At 62.9% G+C, this 26,046-nt stretch carries 18 protein-coding genes; 3 read left to right on the top strand and 15 right to left on the bottom strand.

Going from position 1 to position 26,046, the window contains the following annotated elements; all coding sequences use genetic code 11:
• Positions 1 to 10 precede the first annotated feature (10 nt).
• The 5 genes from AC0L2Z_RS07225 to tagH (AC0L2Z_RS07205) form a co-directional block, all read right to left on the bottom strand.
• Positions 11 to 2,659 carry a serine/threonine-protein kinase gene (locus AC0L2Z_RS07225; protein WP_473627325.1) on the bottom strand — a complete coding sequence of 883 codons (2,649 nt, stop codon included), beginning with the start codon at positions 2,657 to 2,659 and terminating at the stop codon, positions 11 to 13.
• A 5-nt stretch (positions 2,660 to 2,664) separates the two neighbouring features.
• On the bottom strand, positions 2,665 to 3,432 hold the full coding sequence (locus tag AC0L2Z_RS07220) for a PP2C family protein-serine/threonine phosphatase (RefSeq protein ID WP_027154129.1): 768 nt from the start codon (positions 3,430 to 3,432) through the stop codon (positions 2,665 to 2,667).
• 159 nt (positions 3,433 to 3,591) lie between these two features.
• Positions 3,592 to 7,155, bottom strand: a complete 3,564-nt coding sequence (tssM, locus tag AC0L2Z_RS07215) for a type VI secretion system membrane subunit TssM (protein WP_473627324.1) — start codon at positions 7,153 to 7,155, stop codon at positions 3,592 to 3,594.
• A gap of 22 nt (positions 7,156 to 7,177) precedes the next feature.
• Positions 7,178 to 8,689 carry a type VI secretion system protein TssL, long form gene (tssL, locus tag AC0L2Z_RS07210; protein ID WP_473627322.1) on the bottom strand — a complete coding sequence of 504 codons (1,512 nt, stop codon included), beginning with the start codon at positions 8,687 to 8,689 and terminating at the stop codon, positions 7,178 to 7,180.
• Between the two features lie 416 nt (positions 8,690 to 9,105).
• A complete protein-coding gene (gene tagH / locus AC0L2Z_RS07205; protein WP_473477115.1) occupies positions 9,106 to 10,185 on the bottom strand; it encodes a type VI secretion system-associated FHA domain protein TagH in 1,080 nt (359 codons plus the stop codon).
• Between the two features lie 200 nt (positions 10,186 to 10,385).
• On the opposite strand from tagH (AC0L2Z_RS07205), the gene AC0L2Z_RS07200 reads away from it, so the two are divergent.
• The 3 genes from AC0L2Z_RS07200 to AC0L2Z_RS07190 are packed head-to-tail and all read left to right on the top strand — an operon-like array spanning position 10,386 to position 14,237.
• A complete protein-coding gene (locus AC0L2Z_RS07200; protein ID WP_473627321.1) occupies positions 10,386 to 12,713 on the top strand; it encodes a type VI secretion system Vgr family protein in 2,328 nt (775 codons plus the stop codon).
• A gap of 8 nt (positions 12,714 to 12,721) precedes the next feature.
• A complete protein-coding gene (locus AC0L2Z_RS07195) occupies positions 12,722 to 13,153 on the top strand; it encodes a DUF6484 domain-containing protein (protein WP_287284553.1) in 432 nt (143 codons plus the stop codon).
• Between the two features lie 13 nt (positions 13,154 to 13,166).
• The gene (locus tag AC0L2Z_RS07190; protein ID WP_473627319.1) at positions 13,167 to 14,237 is read left to right on the top strand and encodes a HEAT repeat domain-containing protein; all 1,071 of its coding nucleotides are present in this window, start codon (positions 13,167 to 13,169) and stop codon (positions 14,235 to 14,237) included.
• Here AC0L2Z_RS07190 and AC0L2Z_RS07185 read toward each other — a convergent pair.
• The 10 genes from AC0L2Z_RS07185 to tagH (AC0L2Z_RS07140) form a co-directional block, all read right to left on the bottom strand.
• Positions 14,221 to 15,081, bottom strand: a complete 861-nt coding sequence (locus AC0L2Z_RS07185; protein ID WP_473627318.1) for a hypothetical protein — start codon at positions 15,079 to 15,081, stop codon at positions 14,221 to 14,223. The genes AC0L2Z_RS07190 and AC0L2Z_RS07185 overlap by 17 nt on opposite strands.
• Complete coding sequence (locus tag AC0L2Z_RS07180; RefSeq protein WP_287284562.1) at positions 15,078 to 16,106, bottom strand: PAAR-like domain-containing protein; 1,029 nt, start codon at positions 16,104 to 16,106, stop codon at positions 15,078 to 15,080. Before AC0L2Z_RS07180 ends, AC0L2Z_RS07185 begins: the two co-directional genes overlap by 4 nt.
• Positions 16,107 to 16,116: 10 nt before the next feature.
• Entirely contained in the window at positions 16,117 to 17,124 is a 1,008-nt protein-coding gene (locus AC0L2Z_RS07175) for a hypothetical protein (RefSeq protein WP_287289134.1), read from the bottom strand.
• Entirely contained in the window at positions 17,121 to 18,209 is a 1,089-nt protein-coding gene (locus AC0L2Z_RS07170) for a DUF2169 family type VI secretion system accessory protein (protein ID WP_473627316.1), read from the bottom strand. Before AC0L2Z_RS07170 ends, AC0L2Z_RS07175 begins: the two co-directional genes overlap by 4 nt.
• Positions 18,210 to 18,225: 16 nt before the next feature.
• A complete protein-coding gene (gene tagF, locus AC0L2Z_RS07165) occupies positions 18,226 to 18,768 on the bottom strand; it encodes a type VI secretion system-associated protein TagF (RefSeq protein WP_473627315.1) in 543 nt (180 codons plus the stop codon).
• Entirely contained in the window at positions 18,750 to 22,289 is a 3,540-nt protein-coding gene (gene tssM, locus AC0L2Z_RS07160) for a type VI secretion system membrane subunit TssM (RefSeq protein WP_473627314.1), read from the bottom strand. The genes tagF and tssM (AC0L2Z_RS07160) overlap by 19 nt, the downstream gene beginning before the upstream one ends.
• A 1-nt stretch (position 22,290) precedes the next feature.
• Positions 22,291 to 23,613: a type IVB secretion system protein IcmH/DotU gene (gene icmH, locus AC0L2Z_RS07155; protein ID WP_473584194.1), complete on the bottom strand. Its 1,323-nt coding sequence runs from the start codon at positions 23,611 to 23,613 to the stop codon at positions 22,291 to 22,293.
• 4 nt (positions 23,614 to 23,617) lie between these two features.
• Positions 23,618 to 24,952 carry a type VI secretion system baseplate subunit TssK gene (gene tssK, locus AC0L2Z_RS07150; protein ID WP_023801305.1) on the bottom strand — a complete coding sequence of 445 codons (1,335 nt, stop codon included), beginning with the start codon at positions 24,950 to 24,952 and terminating at the stop codon, positions 23,618 to 23,620.
• A 39-nt stretch (positions 24,953 to 24,991) separates the two neighbouring features.
• Positions 24,992 to 25,444: a type VI secretion system lipoprotein TssJ gene (tssJ, locus tag AC0L2Z_RS07145; RefSeq protein ID WP_023801306.1), complete on the bottom strand. Its 453-nt coding sequence runs from the start codon at positions 25,442 to 25,444 to the stop codon at positions 24,992 to 24,994.
• Positions 25,445 to 25,447: 3 nt separating this feature from the next.
• A partial coding sequence (gene tagH / locus AC0L2Z_RS07140) for a type VI secretion system-associated FHA domain protein TagH (protein ID WP_473627312.1) occupies positions 25,448 to 26,046 on the bottom strand: 599 nt, incomplete at its 5' end.

The following is a 26,046-nucleotide window of genomic DNA, read 5'->3' as shown; positions in this document are numbered from 1 at the left end:
GGCGTCCATGCTACCCGCCGAGCCGAAAATACTTTGCCGTTGCGGAGTACTCAGCTCGGTTGGCGTCGATCTCGTCGAGAATTTTGGGCAACAGCAGCGCGGCTGGTGTCGGCGCAGAGAACGCCGCAGCCTGAATATCCTGTGGGCCCGTGATCACCATTATGATCTGCGGCACGACCTTGCCGGCCGCCTTGTCGGCTGCGCCGAGATCGATCGGGATGTTGAAGGTGGCCTTGCCGGCTTGCGCCAGCATAAGATCGTCGAGGCTGAATGCCATGCCCCTGTGGTCGATCAGCAGCACGCTGGAAATCAGGCCGCCCTGCGTCACCAGCGTGCCGCCGATCGGCGAGCCGCTCGGCACCGTCGTCCGATCGAGAACAAGCTGCGGCTTGTCAGCCGGCATCTGGTCCAGAAAGCGCAGAAAGTTGGTGACTTCGCATTGAGCCGGCTCAATGAGGCGGACGCTGATGTCCGGTTCGACACGGAATCTTGCCTGGAAATCGGACAGCATTCGTTCGAACGGCTGGATCTCCGTGCCCAATCCTTCGATGGCGGCGGCGGCCTCGGTTGCCGACGTCAACGTCGCATAGAAACAGTCGCCGCCGTTGAAATCCCGCACCCAGGAGACCCGTTGCGCAGCGGGGTCGAGGGCATTTTTCGGCGGCAGTTTTAGGTCCGGTTTCGGCACGTTCAAGGCAATAGTGGCTTCGCCCGGCTGTTTGCCTGCCGCCGTCTCGTCCTGCTGCCGTTTTTCGTTCGCATCATACGTCTGGCTTTCGGCCCGCGCGTGCTGGCTGGCCGGCTGATCGGGCCTCCGGCTCTCCATAATTTCGGGCCGGACCGCTGCGGGCGGCGAGGCCTTGTCGGCCGGTGGCATTGGCGCGACCTGGATGCGCGGCGGAACCGGCTCAGGGGTTTCCTCGGTTGGCGAAAGGACTTCGGCGGGCCGTGTCGGCTGCAACTTTTGATCGGCCACGGCATCTGGCCGATTTTCAGCTGGCGATGGCGCCTCGGCTGCCGTCGGCTCCGAAATGTCCTCGGCTGCCGCCGGCTCCAGGGTTTCCTCGGTTGGCGAGAGGACTTCGGCGGGCCGCGTCGGCTCCAGCCTTTGATCCGCCGGGGCATCTGGCCGATTTTCAGCTGGCAACTGCGCTTCTTCTGCTGCCGGCTCCGAGATTTCCGCGGATGCCGCCGGCTCCGAGCTTTCTTCCGATGCCAACCGCTCCGGGGTTTCCTCGGATGGTGAGAGGACTTCGGCGGGCCGTGCCGGCTCCAACTTTTGATCCGCCGCCGCGCCTGCCTGACTTTCGGCTGGCGGCGCAGTGGCTTCTGTTCGTGACTGCTCAGGTGCAACTGCTTTTGCCGGCTCATCGCCCGGCGAATTTGCCGCGCTGTCCGTCGGACCCGGTTTGGATGCTTTTGGCGACAAGAACGATGTATCGCCGACGGTCGGCGTGGAAGGCGTCATCACGCCGCTGAGATAAACGCCTGCACCCGACGCGACAGCTAATGTCGCCAAGGCAGCGATTGCGATCGATCGGGTCTTGGTGGACTTTGCCGGGACCTTTGGCAAAACCGCCCGAGCAGGACCGGCAACTGGCGAAGGCCTTGGCTCGGACAGAAGTGCGGGCCGGACATGCGGAACGAAGCGCTGCTCACCGGCTGCCGCCGGAGGCTGACTTGCCATCTTGGGACCGGCAAGCTTGGGGCCGGGAAGCTTGGGGCCAGGCGCGGCGGTTCCCCCGGTTCGCGGCGTCCGGTCGCGCGGTGTGATCGACGTTGGCGGCCTTGTCTCCTCGTCCGTGTCGTCACGTGTCGCCCTGGCGATATCGGCCATGCTGATCGGCCGGTCTTGTGGATCCGGCTGCAGCATGGCCTCGACAATTCCACGAAAATCGGCGTCGATGTCGGACAGGTCCGGAACGGTTCGGCGTTTTTCGATGATCTCGAACTGGGAGCCGCTCATGTCAATCGGTTTGCCGCGCAGAGCAGCAGCCAGCACCAGGCCCAGGCTGTAGATGTCGGATTGCTCGCTGACATCGCCGCTGTACAGCCCGAGTTGCTCTGGGGAAACGTAGTTGTACTTTCCCGCGAACTTTCCGCCGATCAGCGTCTCTCCGCCGACGGTCGCCGATCGCGCGATGCCAAAATCGATGATCTTTGCGCGATCGACCCGGCCTCCCGGCAGGATGATGTTATCCGGGGAGAGGTCACGGTGTATCGCTCCCGCCTGGTGCACGGCGTTCAAGCCGGAAGCCAGGCGATGGCAGAGCTTGCGCACGTCTTCCGTCGGCATCGGGCCATTTCGCATGATATCGAACAGCGATTGGCCGTCGACGAATTCCATGGCGAGGTAGGGGCGACCGATACCGGGGTCGATCGTGAAGACGTGATATCGCACGACCGCGTCGTGCGACAAATGATTGAGGATCGTCGCTTCCTTGCGGAACAGCGACAGGATCGTCTGGTCACGGGCGAACTCGGGCAATACGATCTTGATGGCGACATGGTCGCCGGTCTGGATGTTGTGGCCACGGTAGACTTCCCCCATGCCACCGAATGCGATCCGCTCGTCCAGTTCATAGATGCCGCTGAGTTGCGTGCCTACGGCTGTGGTGGCCACGTCAGGCGATATCCGCGTCTTGTCGTCGGCGCTCATCAGCCTCAGCCTTCCGCTCTGGAAGGACCGGGATAGGCCCCATTGCGCCCGTCTCCGATCTTGACGAGCACGATCGTGACATTGTCCGTTCCCCCGCGCGCCAGCACCATCTGCAGCAGGTTTTCGCATGCCGCCTGAGGTGTCGCCGACACCGCCGCCGCCTCGATCTCGGCGTCTGTGACATGCGCTGTCAGCCCGTCGGTGCTCAACACGAATATGTCGCCCGGCATGATTTCGCCTTGCTGGAAATCAATGACGATCTCGTCGCTGACGCCGACCGCATGCGTGATGACGTTGCGGCGCGGCCAGGCGAGCGCTTCGGCTGCGCTGATCATGCCCTTGTCGAGAAGTTCCTGGACTTCGGTATGGTCCTTCGAAATCTGCGAGATCGAGCCGTTGCGGATCAGGTAGACGCGACTGTCGCCTGCCCACAGGCAGGCAAACCGCCCATCCATCGCCAGCAGGGCGGCGACAGTGGAGCCAATGGTTACTCCGCGGGATTGCGATATCCTGCGGATTTCGGCATTGGCCCGGCTCAGCCGGTCCTCGAAGCGCGCGCGCAGATCCGGTGCAGAGCTTGCAATGCCGATCGTTGCCAGATGATCGACAATGCTGGCCGAAGCGACTTCCCCGGCATCATGTCCACCCATTCCATCGGCCACCACCCACAGGCCGGTGTCCGGCTCGACCAGGTAGCTGTCTTCGTTGAGCTCACGGACACAGCCTCTGTGGCTAACGCCGAAGCTTTCAAAGGGAAGGGCGACATTGTTCACTTTGCCACCAAGCGCTTCTCAAGCGTCCTCTGCGGCGCACCGTCAGGCGCCCGCTCGCGCCAGTTTGCCACAGCCTCGAACGTTAGAGTATCGAAATCAACGTCCGCCCATCTGTTGCCGATGGGCCGCCGCACCGTATTGGAAAATCTAGAGCTCATCTCAAAACGCCTTTGGACAGCTGAACCCGGACAGCGCAGGAAGGAAGAGAGGGATTTGGTCCGAACTGGCCTGGACCGTATAGGCGACATCGCGTCCGCCGATCACGAAGCGGGCTTGCGTGTTGCCGCCGGTGCCGGTGATATCGGCCTTGTCCAGCAGGCGCTTCAGTGCCCACGGACCGTCGAACTTGATCGCGGACTCACGGCCCGGCATCTCCGGAATGAGGCTCAGGCTCGCCGACGCGGAAGCCATGCCGCTCGGCCAGGTCACCGTGCTTGGCGCGTTGCCGGCTTGGTTGCTTTGGACGATCTGGCCATCGACGTCGAGTATCGCCGTATCGGCATCGCCATGCAGTGAAAACGGCGTAAAGGTGATACTGACCGACGGCACAGAACCACCTGAAGGAAAGAAGGCGTTGCGGATTTCCGCCGCCAGCTGGAAGTTTTTCAAGGTCGACTTCGACAGGTCGCGCCCGAAACGCGCATCCTGCTTCCAGGTCCAGTCCTGGCCGGTCATGTCAATCAGCGATGCCAGATTCTGTGCGAAGAACCGGTCCATCAGTCCGCCTGGAGCGAACAGTTTCGCGAAATCCGCCATCGCGATATCCTCCGGGCCATCGCTGGCGAAAGGATAACGGCCCTCGACCATCTCCTCGCAGGCGCGCGTCACCGTCTGGTCGAGCAGCTGGTTCAAATTCGTCTGCGAGGTTTCTGCGACGTTGCCGTCAAGCTCGTCGGCGGTTGCAGTAACCATTCGGGCGAGTTGCTTGGGCAGCCGCGAAACATTGGCGCGAAGGGTGGATATCTGCAGCTGCAGATTCATGTTGGCGCGTTCCGTTTGCGAAGGGATATCGGCCGCCAATTGCAGGCTTTGATGGATGTCGCGGAAATTCTGGGTCAGTGCATCGATTGGGCGGCGCCCAGTGGGACCGTTCACCAAAGCCTGGAATGATCTGAATTGCGCTTCGATGTTCGCCCCGGGATTCTGGTTTTGCGCGCGAGCGGACCCCGTGCCGGCCCGGCTTTGCGATTTGCCGCTGGCGATTTGAATGCCGATGCGGGCCAATCCGCTGGCGATATCTACAGCGTTTTGCGGCTGGGTTTGAAGCATGCCGGCTTCGGCCTCGGAGCCCGACTCTTCGCTGGAACCAGCGTCTCGCGTCAGCGCTGTTTCGTCGGCGATCGCGGTAAAAAGCTGGTCGATTGGCGAGCTTGGTGACGCGGCGGCGGAGAGCGCGATATAGTCCGGCTTGTCCTTCAGCATTGGCTTGAACTTCAGTCTGTCGAGAACGCCGTTCCACGCCGCGGCGAACTCCCTGCCATAGCGCTCGACAAGTTCGGGACCGAGCTTGAGCAATTCCTGGTCGATGCCACCTTGCTCGCCGCCGCCGCCGAGAACCCACTGGTCATCGACAAGCATCTGCGCAATGCGCGAGAGTTGTCCGAGATAGAAGTTGTTGAAGCCGCTATAGGTGTAGATACCGGGCACGCGAAGGCCTGACAGATCGCCGCCATCGACGCGCTCGAACAACAGCTGCGCTTCCGGGCCGCCTTTGACGGAGACGGAAAAATCGTCCAGCGCAGCGGCGTACACCGCCGACTTCACCAGGGCAGAGGCACGATCGGCAAGGCTCATGCGTCCGAGCGAGCGTTGAGCGGCTTCGACAAGTGGCTGGTTGAGCTCGAAAACCGGATCATAGGCGTCGTCCAACGCCAGCATGGCCCGCAGATGCTTTTCGAGTTGCGCCCGTCCCTCGCGGTTGTTTTCACCCGGATACCGGTTCTGCTCCCAGTCCTGCCTCATCCAGGACACGATCAGCTCGTCATCGACCTTGGGCGCCTTGCCGCCAAGCATCATGTAGATCTTCAGCGGTTCGTAGAGCGCGGTGGGATCAGCCATCCTGGCCTGGATCGTCCGTTCGGCCTGAAGCAGCAGGCGCGAGCGGAACATGCGCTCCAGCGCCTGCCGGTAAGCTGTTCTTGATGCCGAAAGCAGTCTTTCCCTCTGACTGAAGCCGAACGTCTCCTGGATCGGGGTCGGCAAGTCACTGGTGTCGAACCCGGCCGGCAGCTCACGCAACTGGTCGAGCGGGCCGATGACGTTTTCAAGGTCGACATCGGCGACTTCAGTGCTTTTAAGGAGCGGGTCCGCCGTCTCGCGATACTGGCTTGCAGCTTGCGTGGTGGAAGCGATCAGCGACCTGTTGGCTGAAAAGCTCAGGGCCAGGGTGCCCAGAGCCGCGGCAGCCATCAATGCTATTGCGCCAAGGCCGCCATACCTGGCGATCGCTGCACGCCTTTCAGCCGATTTGTCGTATGAAACCCAGCCGGATTCCGCGAAAATGACGCCGGTCAGAAGATCATGCAAGAAGAAGCTTTTGCCGGTGCCGGAAAGATGGGCGCGAGAAGCGCTGCCGAAACTGCGACCGATTGCGCCCAGCACCTGGTCGATCGGCGTGCCCTCCTGCGTGCCTGACGAAAAATAGAGTCCACGCAGGCTGACATTTACCTGGCCACGGGCCGGATCGAATATGCCGGCGACGAAACCGGCAATACGGGCTTTCAGTGCGTCAAATTGAGCTGGAAAGCCAAAGATGGCTATGCGCGCGACCGGATCGGCCTCTTCCTGCAGGCGGTCGGCCAGCTCCTCCGCCAGGCGCTTTGCCAGTGCGTCGAATTCGGCTGGTGCCTCACCGGCCATGTTCTTGCTGCGATCGGCGGTCTGGAATGTCGCGCCCCACACTTTGCGGCGGCGCTGCTCGTCGAAGCCGCCAAAATAATCCATGAAACCGGAGACAAGGTCGGCCTTGGTGAAGAGCAGGTACACCGGGAACTGGATTTTCAGTGTTTCGTGAATTTCGCGCAGACGGCTGCGTATTTCGACGACATGGGCGTCAAGCTGCCGATCATCGAGGCTGATGAGATCGGCAAGGCTGATGGCCAGAATAACCCCGTTTATCGGTTGCCGGGTGCGGTATCCCTTGAGCAGCGACAAGAAGGCGAGCCAGCTCTTCTTGTCGCTCTGCGCATTGGAATCCTGCGTGGTGTAGCGCCCGGCGGTGTCGATCAGCACCGCCTGGTCGGTGAACCACCAGTCGCAGGATCGTGTGCCGCCAACGCCGGCCACTGGCTGGGCGTCGCCCGAACCGGCAAGCGGAAAATTCAGGCCCGAATTGACCAACGCCGTTGTCTTGCCGGCACCAGGCGGGCCGATGACGACGTACCAAGGAACCTCGTAGAGGAAATTGCGCTTGCCGCTCGACCGCTTGAGCGCAGCGATGGCTTCATTCATCCGAGTCTCGAGCACCTGCGAGTCGTCGTCCCTGTCGTCGTTGCGGGCGACTATCGTCTCGAGCGCCTTTTGCGCCTTTCGCTTTTGCCAGAAACGCACTCCATAAAACAGCGTCGCGATCGCAACGATCACGGCGATGATCGTCACGCGCAGCCAGACGGGTGCCAGTGGACGGGTGTCGGCAAAGCGGATCAATGGTCCGGCAAACCAGACGGCTGCCGCGAAACCGGCCAACGCGATCGCGCTGAATATCCGCAGCAGCCAGCGCGTCATGGGCGCTTCCAAATGGCCGTGCTCACAGCGTTTCCTCCTTGGGGATCATCAAGTCGACACGGCGATTCTGGGCGCGGCCTTCCGGCGTCGCATTGTCGGCGATCGGTTCGTCTTCACCCTTGCCGTCGACGGTGATCCGCGAAGGCTTGCTGAACCGTGGCGCCATGACAGCTGCGACGGCCTTCGCCCGGGCGATGGAAAGGTCGAAGTTGGATTTGAACTCGCTCGATTTCCGCGGCTTCACATTATCTGTGTGGCCGACGATCATGATCGGTCCAGGCTCCGGTTCGAGTGCTGCGGCGATGTCCGCGGCGATTGGTCCAAACTCCGGTTTTATCTCGGCCCTTCCGGACGGGAACAGCAGGACATTGTTGATCTCCACGATGATGAACCTGCCCTGCGTGCCGACGCTCAGCCCGCCGCGCGCGATAGTCTTGGCGAGTGCCGCATGGACGCGATCGATCTGGGAACGGGTAGGAGCGACAGGCGGAGCGACTTTCACCGGCGCAGCCGACGGCACCACGCTGGCGCGTTCGATGGCGATCGGCGTCGACGGATCGAGCGCCAGCAGCCTGCCGGCAAGGGCATCGCCCTCGTTGGTAATGAAGACCCGCAATGCGAAGAATGCCGCCGTCAGCAGCGCCGACGCAGCCGCCGCAATCACCCAGAGCGGCAACCGGGCCGACGACTGTAGGCTGGACACCGCCAGGCTTTGCCAGTGGGGCGAGATGTCGTCGTCGGCGCGCGCCCTGAAGTAACGAAGCGTCTCGTAGACGTCGCGTCGAACGCGTTCGAGATTGTTGTCCTCGCGCGCCAGGCCTCGATACTGGCCTTCGAACCCCAGCGACAGGCAGGCATGCATCAGTTCAAGCAAATCGTAGTGTGCCTCCGGCGCGGCCAGTATCTTGTTTAGTGCTTGGTAGAAGCCCGAGCCGGTGGGCACGACGTGAAAGAACTGTGACAGCATGCTGTGCTGCGCCCAGGCGTCTGTCTGGGGCCAAGGCAGGTTGCCGATGAGGTCGTCAGCGGTTTCGCAGAGAGCAAATTTTGCGATCCGTGCATCTTCCTCGGGAACACCGGCTTTCTCCAATGTCCGGTCGAATTTTTCGATCGCCTCGGCGACATGTTCCGCCAGCTGCTCCGCCTGCCTTTCGACAGCCATAAGCCTGAGCTGGCCAAACAGCATCAGCAAAGGCGCGGCCGCGGCGAGGATCTGATTGGCTGCGGAATATTTGACGCTGTCCGTGGCATGCAGCAGTATTTCCTGCTGAATGCCCGGCGCCGCCGCAACGGAGCCGGTTGCCGCCGCTGCGCCGGGGTCTGCGCCCTGATAAATCACGGTTCCGGATGTCCAGCCCGGCGGTGCATGCCGAGCGACCGGATCGAAAACCGTTGAATCCTTGACCGGCGAGGGGCCGGGGCGCCCGCCGTCGGCAACGGCCCGCTGGGGATCGGGCGCTGATTTTTCAGCACGGCGCGGTGCGCGAATGACGGTCTTGCCCGCTGGGCCGAAAGGGTCGTCCTTCGAGCTCATCGCCAATCGTCCGTGCACGCGTCGGTGCCGCATGCGCGCCACATCAGGGCAAGACGGTCCCCGGCCGGGCGCAGGGACTGCAGGCGCAGGAACTGCAGGCGCTGCTGACGAGGGCAGTGTCTGGAGGAAGATCGACTATATCTTTCTAACCCGCCGTAACATGACATGTGCCGCAGACCCCCAGGTCAATCAGCCTTACCCGCTGGCGAACTGTCGAAAATGATCGTAAGCTTAGAAACGGTCGATTGGAACCAGATGCAGCGCTGCGAAAGAATTTTTCTTCGCCAACGACCGCGCCGTATCTTTGGGCTCGCCAAGGATACATTCCACCTGGTGCGTGATCCGCTCCGCAGCCGAAGCTAAGCGCAGCAACCGATCCGATTTTCGGGGCACCTGCCAGGTTCAGTCCTGCCGGTCTACTTTTGCTTGTCGGCTTTGGCATAGGCTTCGCTGAAATAGGCCAGGAATATGTCCAGCATGCCGTTTTCGTGCGCTTCCTCCATGGTCCGCCATTTGGCGACGAAGGCGTCCCAAGCCAGGCCCTTCTTCGATGTGAACGACGTCGGTGGGAGTTTTTTGCTGATCGCCTCAGGCGACAAATCGTCAAGCAGCCGGGAGAGCGCAGCTTGCATGGCTGCATAGGTGGCAAATTCGTGCGTCTTGAGATCGCGGAACGCGTCTTCGACACTGTGCTTGGCATCAAGGTAGCCGGATCTGCGCCGCGCAAACATGATTTCTAGGATGTCGTCGGTTCCCGGGACGAACTTTAGGGGGTTGTTATCGGCAGCGCTGATCATCGTCCGGTGTGTGCTCTTGGCCAGTATTTTCGCAGCCGCACGTGCCTTCAGCAGCAGGGCCAGTTCCTCGACAACAGTCCGAAGCACCGCGCCGATTTCGGCGGCCGCTTCATGCGGATCACGCGATTGAAGCAGTTCCGGCGCGATGCCGGCTGCAATCGCGATGTCCCGCAGCACCTCGTCTTTCGTCGAAGCGAGAGGCGCGGGCGTCGAAGCGAGAGGCGCGGGCGGCGAAGACGTCGACACCGGTGCTCTCTGCCCGGGCCGTTGCTCCACCGGCTCGAAGAAAGGCTGGTCTCCGAAATCCCGCGGCCGGCCGGTGGTGATCGGCATTTGTCGCTGCGTCGAACCGTGGCTGCTTCGCGGAAGCCCTGTCGCGGCCCGCTCGTCGTCAATCGAAACCAGGACGACATAGCGGCCGATCAGCAACCGGTCGCCTTGACCGAGCCGGTGGGGGCCGGCCATGCGCTGGGTCGATCCGTTGATGAATGTGCCGTTGCGCGAGATGTCGTACAGCCAGAACGCGCCTGCCTGGTAACGCACTTCGCAGTGTCTGGCGGAGATGAACTTGTCGGGGTCGGGCAAGGTCCAGTCACAGGCCTCGCGGCCGATTTCGAAGCTGCGATCACGAGCGGAGTAGCCGGTCGACATACCGGCGGGCAGGGAGACGACATTGTTGATCTGCAGCCTGATATACATTCAAAATCGCCGTCGATCCTGTCGGGAAACTCACCCAGGACACCCCATTATACCAGCAATTTCTGAGCGCGGCGGCACAGAAGCGTTCAAGTCGATGATTCCACAGGCGACCAGGCTGCAGCCGCCAAGGGTCCCCTTTGGTCGGTGCAAGACATGTGCTAGGCTCAGGCAGAAACGAGCGGCGGGAGGGGGCACGACCCATGCCGAACGAACGTGCCACGGTTGTGCAGACGCCGGTTGGCGCTGAGCTGTTGACCTTCACGCATCTTGTCGGGCGCGATGAGATCAGTCGTTGTTTGGCCTATACGGTCGGGTTCGTAAGCAACAGCCCCGACGTCGATCCGCTGAAGATGCTGGGCGGTGCGGTTTCGATCGAAGGTGAATCCGATCCCAAACGCTGGTTCAGCGGCCTTGTCTCCGAGTTTCGGCTGACCCGGATCGAGGACCGTCTGGCATACTACGAAGCCGTCGTAAGGCCATGGCTCTGGTTTCTCGGCAATACCACCGATTGCCGTATTTTCCAGAACATGAGCGTCATCGAAATCGTCGAGGAGGTTTTCTCGAAGTACAGCACGGCAAAATTCGAGAAGCGCCTGCAAGGATCTTATCCGCCGCGCGAATACTGCGTCCAGTACGACGAGAGCGATCTCGATTTCGTGCAGCGGCTGCTCGAGCACGAAGGCATCCTGTATTTCTTCGAGCATGACGAAGGCAAGCACACGCTTGTGCTGGCCGATGCCATGAGCAAGCTCAAGCCGGCGCCGGGCTATGAAAAGGTGCCCTATCACTTTGAAGGGCAGGGCTCCCGGCGCGATGTCGAATACATCACCGAATGGATTCCGGGCAGCTCGGTGCGGCCGGGCGCCTATGTCCATACCGACTATGATTTCGAGAAGCCGGGCGCCGACCTGATGGCCAAATCCGCCCAGCCGTTCGGTCACAAGCTGGCCGCGGGCGAGAATTACCGCCAGCCCGGTGCGCATCTCGACGTCGGTCGCGGCGACAGCCTGGCCGCGATACGGCGCGAGGAAATCCAGGCCGTGCACCAGCGCATTGCTGCAGTCGGCACCGTGCGCGGCCTGTATTCGGGCTGCACGTTCAAGCTGGACGGCTTCCCAAGGGAAGACCAGAACCAGGAATATCTGGTGGTCAGCGCCGAATACAGGCTGTTCGATCCGGGCTACAGAGCCCTTGCCGACGTCGAAAGCGAGAACTTCAAGGTGATCCTCGGCGTGGCGCCGACCGCCTTGGCCTATCGCCCGCCGCGGGTTACGACACGGCCGATCATGCGCGGCCCGCAGACGGCGACGGTGGTCGGCCCGTCCGGCGAGGAAATTTTCACCGACAAATATGCACGGGTAAAGGTCCAGTTCCACTGGGACCGTCTCGGCAAGAAGGACCAGAACAGCTCCTGCTTCGTGCGGGTGTCGCAGACCTGGGCCGGCAGCGGCTGGGGTTTCATCCAGATACCGCGCATCGGCCAGGAGGTGATCGTCGACTTCATCGAAGGCGACCCGGATTTGCCGATCATCACCGGCCGCGTCTACAACGCCTCGCAGATGCCGCCCTACGGACTGCCGGGCAACGCCACGCAATCCGGCTGGAAATCGGACTCCTCGAAAGGCGGCGGCGGCTACAACGAGCTGATGTTCGAGGACAAGGCCGGCTCCGAACTGGTCAATTTCCAGGCACAGAAGGACCACAACCTTCTGATCAAGAACGACCGCACCAAGCTTGTGCAGCACGACCAGTCCGACCGCATCGACCACGACGCCAAGCACTCCGTCGGCCACAACCTCGACGAGGACGTCGGCAACAACAAAACGGTCAAGGTCGGCGTCGACCAGACCACGGATATCGGCAACAACGATACCGAGACGGTGGGGGTCAATCGCTCGCTGACGGTGGGGTCGAACGAGACCATAGGCATTGGGGCGAACTCGACGGAGACGATCGGGGCCAATCACACGCAGACGGTCGCGCTCGTCCAGACGATCACCGTGGGTGCCGCGCGCATCGACAGCGTCGGCGCCGCCGAGACCAGGACCGTGGGTGCGGTGCAGACCAACACCATCGGCGCGACACGGTCGGTGAGCGTTGGCATCAGCCAGACGCACAGCGTAGGCACGAGCGATACCTGGACCATCGGTGCCGGTCAGAACATCAGCATCGGTGCCGGACAGACCGTCGCCATCGCCGCGTCACAGGCGACCGATGTAGGCGCCTCTCGCGTCGCTAACATCAAGTCGAACGACAGCACCGACGTTGGTGGCGGTTACATCCTGAAGGTAGCGAAGGGCAGCCTTACCGACGTGAAGGAGAATACCGGCATCAAGGTCGGTAAGAGCCTGTCAGTGGAAGCAGCCGACGACATTACCCTCAAGTGCGGCAGCTCCAAGATCGTGATGAAGAAGGACGGTACAATCATCATCGACGGCAAGGACATTACGGTCAAGGGCTCCGGCAAGATCAACATCAAGGCGTCGAGCGACGTGATCATCAAGGGCTCGAAGATCAATGAAAATTAGAGGGTGACATGAAAAACGTCATGCATCGCATCGACGGGGTGGTGATTGGAGCCTTCCTCGGCTTCGGCGAGGAATCGACGCCGCTGGTGGTCTTTCCGGGGAGCCCGGAGGAGACGGCCTTGCCAGCGCGGAGTCTCTGCGAACTCTCGTCGGACATGATCGGTCAGGAGGTGGCGCTGCTCTTCGACGGGGGTAATCCGCACAAGCCGCTGATCGTCGGACGCATCGTCGATCCCGTGCGTCCCGCCGCTGCCGTCCCCCATGTCATGCGCGACGGCAAAAACGTTCGCATCAGCGCCGAGGACAGGCTGGAACTGCGCTGCGGCAAGGCAACGATCATCATGGACAGCGATGGTCGCATCACCATTCGCGGCGGCCAGATCACCAGCCACGCCAGCGGCGCGCAGCGCATTCGCGGCGGCTCCATCAACCTCAACTAATGGCTCCGCGCTGATGGTACCGGCAGGAGAACAGCTCTTTGCGCCGCCGCGCCGCATCGCGGCCGAGGCAGTGCGCCAGCACGTCGAGCAGGCGGCATTTCTCTGGGCTCAGCGTGACAACTGGGGCCAGGAGGATCCGCCGGACGAGACGGTGATCGGCGAGATCGGTCAACGCGTCGAGATCAATCTCGACGGACTCCGGATCGCCGGCGCGGCCGCATGGCCGGCAGCCGGACGGCAGCTCGACGATTTTCCCGACAAGGGCGAGTTTTTCGTCGTCGGCTGGATGGCGATCGAGCAGGGCGACGCCACGCGCATCGACCAGACCGTGGCGGCGGCAAAGGAGCAGAACGAGCGGCGCGGCCTTGTCGGCGCCCTGGCCTGGCACCAGCCGCCGAAGATCGGTCACCTCGTGCGCGACTGGCTGGTCGCACCGGACGCGTTCAAGCGCTATTTGGCGGTCGGCGCCTGCCTTGAGCACGGCGTCGACCCCAGGCAACTGCTCGCGCGTCTGGTCAAAGACCCCGACGCGCCGGCGCGCGCTTTCGCCATGCGTCTTGCCGGCCAACTGAAGCGAGCGGACCTCGCGCGCGAGATGGCAGCAGCGCTGGAGTCGGAAGACCAGATGGTGCGGCTATGGGCCGGATGGGCTCTGACGCAACTTGGCTCCGGCGACCTGGCGCGGGTCCAGTTGCGCAAAGCCGCTGTCGCCGGCGGACCCGACGCGCTGACTGCCTTGCGGGCCGCGATCACGGCCGGCCCGGAGAAAGACGTGCGCGCCTGGATGGGCGGGCTGATGCAGTCCGTCGCCACCGCGCCGCTCGCGGTGCGCGGTATCGGCATGCTGGGCGACCGCTCGATTTTGCCTTGGCTGATCGAGCGGATGAAAGAGCCCTATGTCGCCGTCGCCGCCTGCGCGGCGTTGCTGGAGCTTTTCCCGGAAGCGCGGGAGGAGACCAGGATGTTCACCATCGACCCGACCGAACTGGGGCCGGCGTTCGCCAAGCATTTCGAGGATGATGTGGTGACGGTTGCCATTCCGGACAGGGTCGAGGAGTGGCAGGCCATCAGCCGCGCGGCGTAGAGCTAAGCGGTATTGGGTGGCCGAAGAAATAGCGCCGCCCCGGGAGAAATCTGGCCCCCGGGTCGGTATCGAGAAATTCATCAAGTATTGCAATTGCAGCCAAGCGATTGAGATTGCCAATCTCATTGAACATGGCCGTGCAGTCGATTCCAGTTGCAGCTTCGAAAACCAGTCTCCTGCGGAGTAAGCGCCCGCGCGCTTCATCTTCCTGAAACAACTCGTTCCGCATCTTTTCGGCCAGGCTGGGGATATCCAGAACCGCGCCCTCGAAAATCGAGTTGCTCTCCTTCGAGGCTTGCGCCTCGACGGAGGGTCGGATCAGACTTACAAGGTCTTCAAAGGGCGGATCGGCATTACGAGCGAGGAGGATTGCATTGTTGCGGTCCTCAAGCAAACACGACAGTTCACGGATCACATGGTTGCGCGCCTCTTCCGAATCGGAGGATCTGCTGTAGAGATCTAGCAGAACGTTGATGGCGCGGCGGTCGCACGATGCCCCCAGAAGAAAGGCCATGTAGTATTTCACGCCCGGAGCATCAGGTCGCTGCATGAACAGGTCGTACCAGCGAACAATCTGCGACCAACTGCCCGAAAAACCGAGCATATTGATTCCAGCATCCCAGATCTGCGCGTCATCGGTCGCCGCCAAGACCGGTGTCAAGCGGTCCAGCTGCAAGAAATTTCCAGATCGGCCCAGAATGTTCAGTGCGGCGACAATATTCCACTCGCGGCCGGTTCTTAGAAGGCCTTCCGGGTCATATCGTAGGATATCGTCATTCCTCAAATGGAAGCCGAGAGACAGGTCCCGAAAAGTCCACTCGTCGTCTTCGATTTCGTCGCTCACAGCGGTGTACCTTGCTCTAGTATGGTCTGGTTCGCTTCCACCTCTTTACAGCTCGTGCCCTGAACATAATTTCTTGGAACTGTATTGTTCGGGCTGTTGCAACCACCCGCCTGTTTAGGTGTTACGTGATCCAACGTCGTCCCGGGAGGGACTTTCCTGCGATTGGCCCGGGCCCATAGGGAGCGTGTGACTGCTTTGACTTCGTGAGTGAACTCTTCATCGCATTTTTGCGCCACGGTTTGCCCATCTGGATACACGGTGCCCTCAGGAATGTCGAAGTGGATCGCGCAACCATCCGTTTCATTCTGATGGACATTGGGGCAACCGGGGCGACCAGCGGCTTTGGCCTCTCTAGCCTGCCGCTGCGCCTGTTTCAACTTTCCCGCGGCAACCTGCCTCTGACCTCGCAGAGCGCGTTGAGCTGGTGTGCCAATTGGCATTCGATCTATGCGATTCTGCCAGAAATCGCTTGAGGTCATAGGAGCATATGGTTGGTTGTTGTTGTTGGGATCCTTTTGCCATTCGTGTAACGGTCCGTCGCAGCACGGGCATTTGCCCTGATTCAGTTTCGTCTGCACATCCGCCATGGTCATAGTTTCCATTGTGGGCAGAGGTGGAGTGATGACCGGCTGAGACCCATGATTGCTCGATGTTATGTCAAGGTGGCGACAGACGTTCTTGTCTTCAAACTTGACGTCCATGCACCATGCCTGGAAGTAGGTTTTACCGGTAATCTGGTGCGAAATGACGTTCGCCCCGAAGGTGCGCGTCGCAGCTTCATTTCCCAGGGCCGACTCCTTGTAATAGGATTTCTGGGCGAGCGCAGCGCCCTTCCCCCCGACTTTGACCGTTTTGGAACCCTCCTTCAGATTATTGGAGAACGATGTATCGGGATAGGGAATAGGTATCGGCCCTGCCGGCGGTGACGGCGGCGACATGCAGACGTCGGGAAACCGCGCAATCGACTTGTTCATACCGTTCTCCGCAGCAATTTCCCACTTTCCGGCAAAGACGTCTTTGGTCATCGTCTCCTCCTCAAGCCGACACGATTGCGGCCGCGCGGCCGGCGAAAGCCATCGAGCTGCTGTGCAGGGCGGCCAGGTCACCCGGCGCGTAGCCGCGGCCGAACGCCTGCTCCGCCCAGGCGAGCTGGATCAACCCCGCCGCGGCGCCGGTATCGCCGATGCAGTCGGCCGGGTGCCAGATCGGTTGCGTCGGTCGTGTCTTTCTCATGTTTCTGACTTGCGCCAAGGCAAGCTCTTCGAACGCATAGGACTCGCCGCTGACATCACTGAAGCGGAAGGCGACCTCGTGCATCTCCGTGCGCGCCTCGGCGAGCGCCGTCTTCAAGGCGCCCGCCAGTCCGTTGGCGCGGAAAGGCTCCTCGTTGATCGCGGTCGCAGTTTCCGCGCCAAGCCCGAGGCCGCGAACCGCGACATGGCGCGGTGTCATCGGACGGTGGCTGACGACCGCCAGGCATGCGGCCTCGCCGGGGATCAGCCCGTCCGTCGTCTCGCTCGTCTTCAGCCGCACATGGCGGTCGAGCCAGGCCAGCGTGCGCGCATCGATCAGGCTGTCGATTGCCAGGACGAGGCAGGCCGGTGCGCCTTCGCCCAGCATCTTCCGCGCCTGCATCAGCGCCGCGAAGGCGGATGTCTGGCCCGCTGCGATATGCGCCGTGCGCCGCCCGTTCACCGCAGAGCCATCCGGAAAACGCAGGTCGGAGAACATTCCGTTCAGCTGCGCGCCCGGCGTTTCCTTGTCGCGGGTGCACAGTATCAGCGGCATCTGCGCCCAAGGCAGCGCCGCGCCGATATCGGGCTCGATATGTTCCAGCACCAGCCGCGCAAGCATGCGCAACCGCTCGCGCCCGCGCCTGGAAGGCGCGATGGCGTCGACCCGGGCGCCGCGGATCGGCATCGCCATGCGGTCGCGATAGTCCAGTTCCTCAAACGCCGCGATGCCGGCCCGCAGCGCCGCGCAGGTCGCGGCGGCGCTGTAGCCGACCGGCGAAACAAGGCTGACGCAGCTGACGACCGTCATCGGCGGCGGCCCCGCAGCTTGGCCAGCGCGGCGACCGCCTCGCCAAGTCCGGCGTAGTGCGGCTTGGCCGCGGGCTCTTCGCGCGGCGGCCCCACCTGCACCTGCTGCAGCCGCACGAATTTGCGTGGCAGCTTCGCTGTCGCGCGCCCGACCAGCACGATCTTGCCTTCGTGCGGGATCAGATTGAGCGTATCCGGCTTCACGAACTTATGCTCCGTGTGATCGTCGTACATGAATCTCACCGGCAGCTCCATTCTCGGCACTCTGACCTTGAACCGGCCCGACGCGTTCATATTGGTGCACCCGAATATCGTTCCCTCGCTCAGCTTCTCGACCCATTGGTCTTGCGGCGCGGCCTGGAAATACCGGTCGTCGAAATCCTGCGGCAGGAACGGCAGCACGTTCTCCATCCAGTGCTTGTCGTACGTCCCGGCATAGCGTGCGCGCTCTTTGGCGAAACGCGGCACCGGGCCGAACCCGATCGCCTTGGCGCGATCGTTCCATATCCGCAGCCGCGATTGCGGGTCCTCGACCGAAGGCAGCAGGGTGCCGTCGATGTTGCCCTGGCCGACCAGGAAACCGCTGCCAATCGGATTGATCGCGTCGCTGCGGTGCTTGGCCGGATCCGGATCGGTTCGGTCCCAGCCGCCGAACGTCAGATGCCAGGCCAGCGGCATCGACATGAACGGCGTCGGACTTGACGACTGGATGCCGAGCCCGCCTCGAAACCATCGGCGCTGCCCGGTGACGATCGCCCGCTTCTGGAGGTTTGGCCCGAACAGGCCGACTTCAACCGTTTCCGCCGGACGACCGCCGCGCGCAACCGCCATCGCATCGAGCACCACCTCGCAATGCGGCTTCACCGGCACGAAGTCAGTCTCGACGCGGATCGATGTGGTCTCGGGATCGCCGTAATGCGTGTCGGCGAAGACGAATGGCAGTTGTTCCTTTGCCGGCGTGCAGTTGCCATCTTCGTCGACGTCAAATGTCGCGCGAACGACCGCCACGCACCATTTCACCGCATGCTTATCCGCGTAGGGAAAGGTCTCGGCGAGAAAGGGGGTGGTGTTCTGGCTGACGAACATCAGACTTGCCCCTGCATCAGCTGGTCTCCCAGCTAGCAGCGAAGATCTGCTCCAGCGTCGCTTGCGGAGATTGCGGATCGATATCGAAAATGTCGGAATGCGCAGTCCACATGACCAAGTCGGTAATGATCTCTTCGCTCGGCTCGACAGGTGGCACCGGAAGTGCGGCCAAAGCGGTATTCAGTTCGTCGGGCGTCAGTTCGTCATGTTGGGCGGCGATGGCCACCTCCTCGATCCCGTCAAACCACGCTTCGGCATAAGCCAACTCGACGGGAGCTTCGGGAAGCTGCGCGACGATGCTCAAGGGGAATTGTCTGCCAACCCTGTCGGCGCTCTGCAAAATGATACCTGCCGATGCGCCGAAAAAAGCCGGGCCGGCCAGAAAGCGTAGCGCGGTAGTGGCTGGCCAAGCTTCCTGGCCAAACAGCGGGACGATGTGCAGTGCCAACCAGCGGTCCCAGATGCGCACAAAATCCCCCGGCAGCCGCCGCGTGACGAAATCGCCGGTGGCAGGCATTTTGCCGTAAAAGCCGGGCAGGATCATATCTGCGGCGGACATGAGAATTTCTTGAACATCTGCAAATTGTAGGGGTTCTCGACGCTGGCCGCCTTGAGCTCGAAATCGGCGTACATGCCTTGCGTGCCCAGTCGCAGGCTGTAGACGTCGGACAGCGAGGTGCCGGTGAAGCGGCCGCTGCGCAGCAGCCTCAGCCACGCCCAGCTGCCGGTTTCGTTCAACATGACTTCGGGCGAGCCGTCGATCGGCTGGAAGGCGAGCGAGATGACGCCGGTGCCGTCCTTGCCGGGCCAGGTCATCGGCTGCGGCCGCGTCGCATTGTTGTAATAGACGAGGTTCTGGCCATCGAGGTTGAGCGTCACGCGCGTGACGTTGGGCGACAGGTCCGTCGGTTGCAGCGTGAAGCTCATCACCGGCCCGGTACCGCCCGGAAACAGATCGTCGCGGATCCGCCTGGCCTGTTCGAACGCCGCCAGGGCCGCCGCGTCGAGGCCGAAATCGGCGCGCCATTTCCATGGCTGGCTGGCGGTGTCGACATAGCTGATCAAATGGTCGTTGATGAAGGCGTCGATCATCCCGGCCGGCCCGAACAGGCGGGCGAAATCGCGGACATTGACGTCGACCGCGCTTTCGGGGCTGAACGGGTAGCGGTCGTTCAGCGCCGCCTGGCAGAACGGCAGGATGTCGGCGCGCCAGATGGCGTTGAGCTCCGAGGTGACCGCCTTCTGTGTCAGGCCGCTGGTGTCGCCGGCAATGCCGCCGAGCCAGTCGTCGACTGGATCGGGCAGGATCTGCGCTTGCCTGGCGACCGCTCCCGTCAGTTCGGCCAGCCCACCCTGCTTCTTAATGGCGTCTTGGGGGTCGGGATTGGCCGTGACCGTCTGCAGCACGTTCGAAAGTGCGGTCAGCGCCACCACCGCGGCGTCGAGTGCCGGCGGCTGGCCGTCGACCTCGGCGATCGCCCCCTTGAGCGGCTTGAAATGTTCGGCCACCAGAGTGCCGGTAAGATCCACCTCGTCGGCGGAACCCGCGCGTGGCAGCAGTTTTGCGCCTGTCTTCACGATCTTTCCAAGCTTCCCCAGCTTGCCGAGCAGTTTCGAGGTGCCCTTGGCTGCCGCCTTGTTGTCGGCGGCCGGCGCTTCATCGGACCGGGTCAGCTCGGTCTCCTGAACGACCGCCGTAAGCAGCCGCTTCAGCGCGGAGTCGGCACTCGAAAGGTCCTTGAGGTTCTCGCTGGCGACATTCAGGTCGGCCAATGGCGCGAGCCTGATATCGCGCAGGATGCTGTCCCATTGCGCGATGTAGTCTTCGTAATAGAGTTTTAGAATATCCTCCGACAGCGCCGAAACCGAGGTTTCGGAATTTTCCGAACAGCCTCCGGCAAACACCGCCCGATCGAGTGCGGCCTGGGCGGCGACGTCCTCGACCCGGTCGAGAATGGCATCGTGGAAGCCGGAATAGGTGAACGCGCCCGAAATGCCGACGCGCAGCGTCTTGTCGGAACGCCGTGCAAAAACCTTGGCGCCGTTGGGACCGGCGAAATTCGCCGGGATCCATTCCTTTAGGCCGGCCACCGCCGGGTCTGCCAGCAACTGCCTGTAGGCGCGCGCCGGCAGCGAAATCGTGCAAACCGTTTTCAGCGCCTCGGCAACCAGCGCCTGATCCGCTGATATGTAGCTGTCGTCGACCGCCATGCGACGGATCGCGGCAAGCTGGTGCTCTTCCGCGTCGGCGGTCGGAAAGGGCGCCGCCGGTGCGAATTCCGGCAAGTCGTTGACCCACCAGCTCTGGACGTAATCGGCGTCCATCTGCGACAGGCCGGTCATCATGCGATAGGTCTTCAGCGCCCCCAGCATGAAATCCGGATCGCGGATCTGCCGCCACATGGTCGCCTCGAGCAGGGCGACCATGTGCGGCTCGAGGACGTTGCGCAAAGCGTGGTCGTAAGTGTCGGCCTGCGCCCGCAGCAGCTCTGCCGACGCCGACGGCCCGAGCAGGTCCTGGGCGCTGCTCGGCGGTGCGGTACGGGCGTTTGCGACCTCGGCCATCGCATAGAGCGCGCTGTCGATGGCGGGCTGCTCCACCGATGCCGGGCTCGCGGCTGCCGCGGTCAGCGGCGCCTGCAGCGCTTCGAACTGGCCCGCCTGCGCTGCGATCGCATTGCGGTTGTCATAGTAGGACCATGTGAACATCGCACCGGCCAACAGCGCGGCGGCGGCACAGGCGGCCGCGGCGCCACGCCAGATCCAGGCGCGGCGGCGCTGCGCCAGCGGATCGAACGTCCCCAGGCCGGCTTCCCTAAAAATGACCTCGGTCAGCAGGTTCTTCAGGAAAAAGCTGCGTTTTTCAACACGCGGCGCCGGCATGGCCCGCCGCGGCGGAAGACCAAAGGATGACGACAGCGCCGCCGTCAGCCGGTCGATAGGCGCCCCTTCCTGGGTCGCCGACGTCAGATAGAGGCCGCGCAGCCAGGCGGCTTCTTCGTAGCGGCTTTCGCCGAACATCGCCTCGACCAGCACCTGGATCGGCTCGGACAGGCTCGTCAGCTGGGCGGGAAACCTGAAAATCTCGGCGCGGGCGGCGAGTTTGTCCTCGTCCTCCAGGCGCGGCACCAGCCGCCGCTCGAGTTCCGTCGCAAGGGTGGCGATTTCCCGTTCTATGGTCTTTGCGTCGACACGCGCATCCAGCGCGAAGGTCGTGCCCCACACCTGCTCGCGCGAGGCCGTCGACAGGCCGCCGAAGAAGGCCTCGAAACCCTTGATCAGATCGGCCTTGGTCAGCATCAGATAGACTGGAAGGCGGATTTCGAGCCGGTCGTTGAGCTCTGCCAGGCGACGACGGATCTTGCGTCCATGCGCCTTGATGGCTTCGTCGCCCTCTGAAAGCGCATCGATCGAAAGCGCGACGATCACGCCGTTCAGCGCCCGGCGGCCGCGATGCTTTTTCAAGAGGTCGAGGAAGCCCAGCCATTCCGCCGCATCGACGTCCGGCTGGCTCTCCTGCTGCACATAGCGGCCCGCCGTGTCGATCAGAACCGCGTTCTCGGAGAAAAACCAGTCGCAGTTGCGGGTGCCGCCAACGCCCTGCAGATCGTCGGTGAGGTCGATCGGAAAGTTCAGGCCGGACTGGCGCAAGGCCGTGGTCTTGCCGGTGGCCGGCGGCCCGACGATCACGTACCAGGGCATCTCGCGCAGGAACTTGCGTCCGCCCAGCTTGCGGCGCTTCAATTCGACCATCACCTCGGTGAACTTGGCGCCGACGGCGGCGACGTTCTCTTCGCCGGGGCTCAGCGGTTTTTCCACCACGGGCGCAGCGATTTCGGCGACGAACATGCGGTTGGCCCGGATCGCCCGGCGCTGTGCGACGATCAGCCAGATCAGCCAGAAGATGACCAGCAGCGCAATGATGACGATGCGGACATTTTCCGAGGCGAAGGGTTCGTAGGCACCGACCCTGACGATCGGGCCGAACACCCAGATAACCAGAGAAAGCAGTGCGATGCCGATCAGCGTCCACAGCCAGCGCGATGTCAGAACCGCCCAGAGGAAGCGCAGGATGAACATCTCACAGCCTCTTTTCGACCAGCACCTCGACGCGGCGGTTCAAGGCCCGTCCCGCGCGGGTGCTGTCGTCGGCCACTGGATCGGTAGCTGCACGTCCTTCGAAACGAATGCGGTCCTGCGGCACACCGTTCTGGACCAGCATCTCGGTAATGGTTGCCGCGCGCGCTTCCGACAGCCGCTGGTTGGTGGAAAGCGGATTGGATCGTTGCAAGGGAATACTGTCGGTATGGCCGACCACGGTGATGTTGCCGATCAGCTCCTGATTGGCGAGGATCACTTTGGCGATTGAACCGATCAGCGGCTCGAAGCCTTCCGTCAGTGTCGGCCGCGACGACTGGAACAGTTCGGGGTTGGAGGCCTGAATGATCAGCCTGGCCAGCGAAACGCTCTCGGTGCCGCTGAGCGCGGCTCTGAGGTTCGCCGGGGCTCCGGCCTGGAACTCCGGCACCAGCGCGAAATCCACTGCCTCCGGCGGCGGCGCGTCGACCTGTGGCGATGTCCGGCTGATTTCGCCGCGCTCCGGCGGCGGCAAGGCACGAACCAGCGTCGAAAGCTCGACCGCCTGACTGCTCAGACCCATCGACAGGCCGAGATAGATTGCCGTGGCGAGAACCGCCGCGCCGAGCCCCATCACCCAGATCGGCACGATGAAGCGCTGCGGCTCGTCGGATGCGATCACGCCTTTCCAGTTCGGCGACAGCGGCGCGCCGTCGGCATCGGCATCGCGCAGAAAGCGCGCCGCAGCAACGCGAACCGCATTGAGCGAGCGGTCGCCCGACCGGCCTGGCACACGATATTTGCCGCGGAAGCCGAGCGCCAGGCAATGATATTGCAGTTCGAGCAATTCGCGATCCCGGTTCGGGTGCCGCTCCAGTTCATCGAGACGCGTGAAGAACTGCGTGCCGGCATCGACATCGCCTCGCAGCATCACCACAAGCGGCTGGCGCGGCCATGCGCTGGCGCCGCCCCATGGCGTGTTCAGGGCCAAATCATCGAGCAACGCCGCCACCACCCAGGCTGCCTGGTCGGCGCGCTCCAGAGAGGAACCCGCCGCCATTGCCGCGTCACGCGCCCGCACCAGCTCGTCGAGCAGCCGGGTGCGCAACGCTTCCGGGTTTTCCGGCGGCAGCGCGCTTTCAAGCTCGGGCGCGAACTCGAGCAGCGGCGCGAATGCATTGACCAGCGTGTTGGGATGCGTGCGCGAGCGTTTGATTGGCACGCCCGACAGCAGTGGTGTCATCGGTCGCGGCATTGGCGCGCCGGTCAGTCGTATGCGCGTGCGTTCGCGATCCTCCGACAGTCCGAAAGGATCATCGCGGCTCATCATCTCACCTGTTTACCGAATAGCAGTCGACCTGCGGCTCGCTAGGCAGCACGCCCGACACGCCGATGACGAAGCCGGGGGCATCGAGCAGCGAGGCCCAATGCTCGCTTTTCTGGTCCAGCTCAAGGCACAGCCGATCGCCATCGTAGGGGATTTCGCGCGGCTGGGAATGAAGCGGTTTCAGTGGAATGCCGGGCAGGCGGGATTTCCACAGGCCCTCGAACTGATCGGCCGAACCGACAGTCGCCTGGTTGACGAAAATCTTGCGCAAGGCATCTTCCGACAGCTCGGAGCCGACCCGGATGACGATCCGGCTGGCCACCAGCAGCTTCGGGTTGTCGATGCGGATTTTCCAGACATTGGTCGAATGCCGCATGACCGGCAGTGCGCGTGATTTGGGCTCGATGTAGCGCAGGCTTAGGATGAGCGAGCGCAAGGCGTCGGCCAGCGCCGAATAGGCGGGGCCGGGCGCCATGTGATCGTAGGCGGGCAACTCGCTCAGCCGACGCGCGCTCGAGCCATAGGTCGCCATTGAACCGGCAAGACCGGCAAGCTCCAGGTAAAGCTCGGCCGGATGGAAAACATCCTGAGCCAGCATGTGCGCCAGTCGCGGACGCGCCGCATTGGCGAGATTGAGCATCAACAGGTCTTCAACGCTGCGCCCTGGCCCGCCCATGACCATTTTGCCATGCGCCTCGGCGATCTGGTCGAGGCCGGTGACAACTTCCAGAAGCAGCTGCCGGTACCAGGCCACCGCCCCGGTGACCAGTGTCGGCGGCAGGAACGTCTCGTCCAGCGAGACGCCGCCGTCGGCGCGAACCCCTTTGATGTCGGCTATCGGCAGGGCGGTGTAGCCGCCAACCGATTTTCCCGGTGCAATCAGCAGCGCCTGCGGGCGGGCGATTTCGATTTCTTCAGGATCCGAACCGCCCTGGACGGCGTCACGCACCGAAACGATCCGCCCATGATAGCGTGCCCCTGTCGATGCGGCGTGCGCCGGATCGAAGCCGACACCGCCGGCAGGCTCGAGCGGCAGGGCGACCAGCACCGGTCCGGCGCCGGTATCGGCGGTGACCGGCAGCGGTCGTGGCGCGTCCATCAGATCCGGGATGGAGAAGGGGGTTCCATCCGGAAAGATGCCGCGTGCCGACAGGATCGAGACCTGGCCGGCATCGAGCATCGCCTGGTCCAGCGTCAGCTGCTGAAAGCCGAACGTATGCAGCTGCCCGGCCTGCAACGCGCCGCGCACGGTCGCCTCGAAAAAGCGATCCTGCTGCTGAAAATGCTGGGTCCGGAGAAACAGGCCTTCGGACCACAGCACCCTGTTTGCATCGCTCATGCCGCTACTTCCTGCATCGAGCACCCCTTGCCCTGGCCGCTAGGCGGAAATGCCGCCGCTGCCAAGCGTGACGTTGACGGTAACTGTTGATCCCGACGACACCGACTTGGTTGTACGCCAGGTCCGGCCGCCGGGCTCGCGAACGAGGGCAACGAAGCCCAGCGCAGCCGCGTCCGGCTCGACCGTGATGGTTTTGGATGCGGTCTTTCCAGGCCCGACGGAGATCTGGTCGGATCCGATGAGATCGCCTGCGAGTGCCGAGCCGGCATCTCCCTGCAGCGCGAAATAATCGGCCGAATTGAATTTACCGGTGCTGCGCAGCCGCATCACCAGGACTGTCACCGGCCGGTCGCCGCCGCCTGGTCCCGGGTTCATGCCGGCCGCGCCGGTCAGGTTGACGGTCACCGCGGATGGTTTCGGCGGACCGCTCTGGCAAGCAGCAAGCAGCCCGGTTGCGCCCAGGGCAACGATGAATTCGCGGCGATCGATCATGTTTCACTCCTCCTCATATGCATCCCGAAAATCAGCGCCGATTTCGCCCAAAAAGCTCGATTCCGCACTCTGGGCGATGTCACGATGGCGTTTCTGGTAAAGCTCCCACAGTTTTGCGCGGCGCCCGCCCGAAAGCAGGGTGCCGATCGCGGAACTCGATTTGAGCTCTTTCTCGATCTCGGCCGGGTCAAAACGGTCTATCATTCGCCGCAAGGCGGACTGCACGCCTCGCCAGGCGCGCACATGATGTTGCGCGAGGTCGCGGACGGCGTCGGCGATTGCCGCTTCACCGGCCAGAAATCCGGGGCTGCGCTCCGCGATGAGGGTCACGATGGCGTCGTCGACCGTCGGCAGAAATTTTAGCGGATTGACTTCAGAGGCCCCAACCACCGTCTGGGCGACGCGAGCGTTGCCTTTTTCCTCGGCCCGCTTGCGCAGCAGCTGCATCAGGCCTTCCATCATCAGCCGATACTCGCGACCGAACTTCTCCATTTCCGCGATGCTGTCGCGTCCGGGAAAATCGGCTTCCTCAACACCCATGCCTCGCAGGAACGCGGTGCGAAAGGCGGTGTTCGCCGGTTGCGCCGCTGCCGGGGAGGGGG

Source organism: Mesorhizobium sp. WSM4850, assembly GCF_055811735.1.
This window is presented reverse-complemented; position numbering and strand designations above follow the sequence as displayed.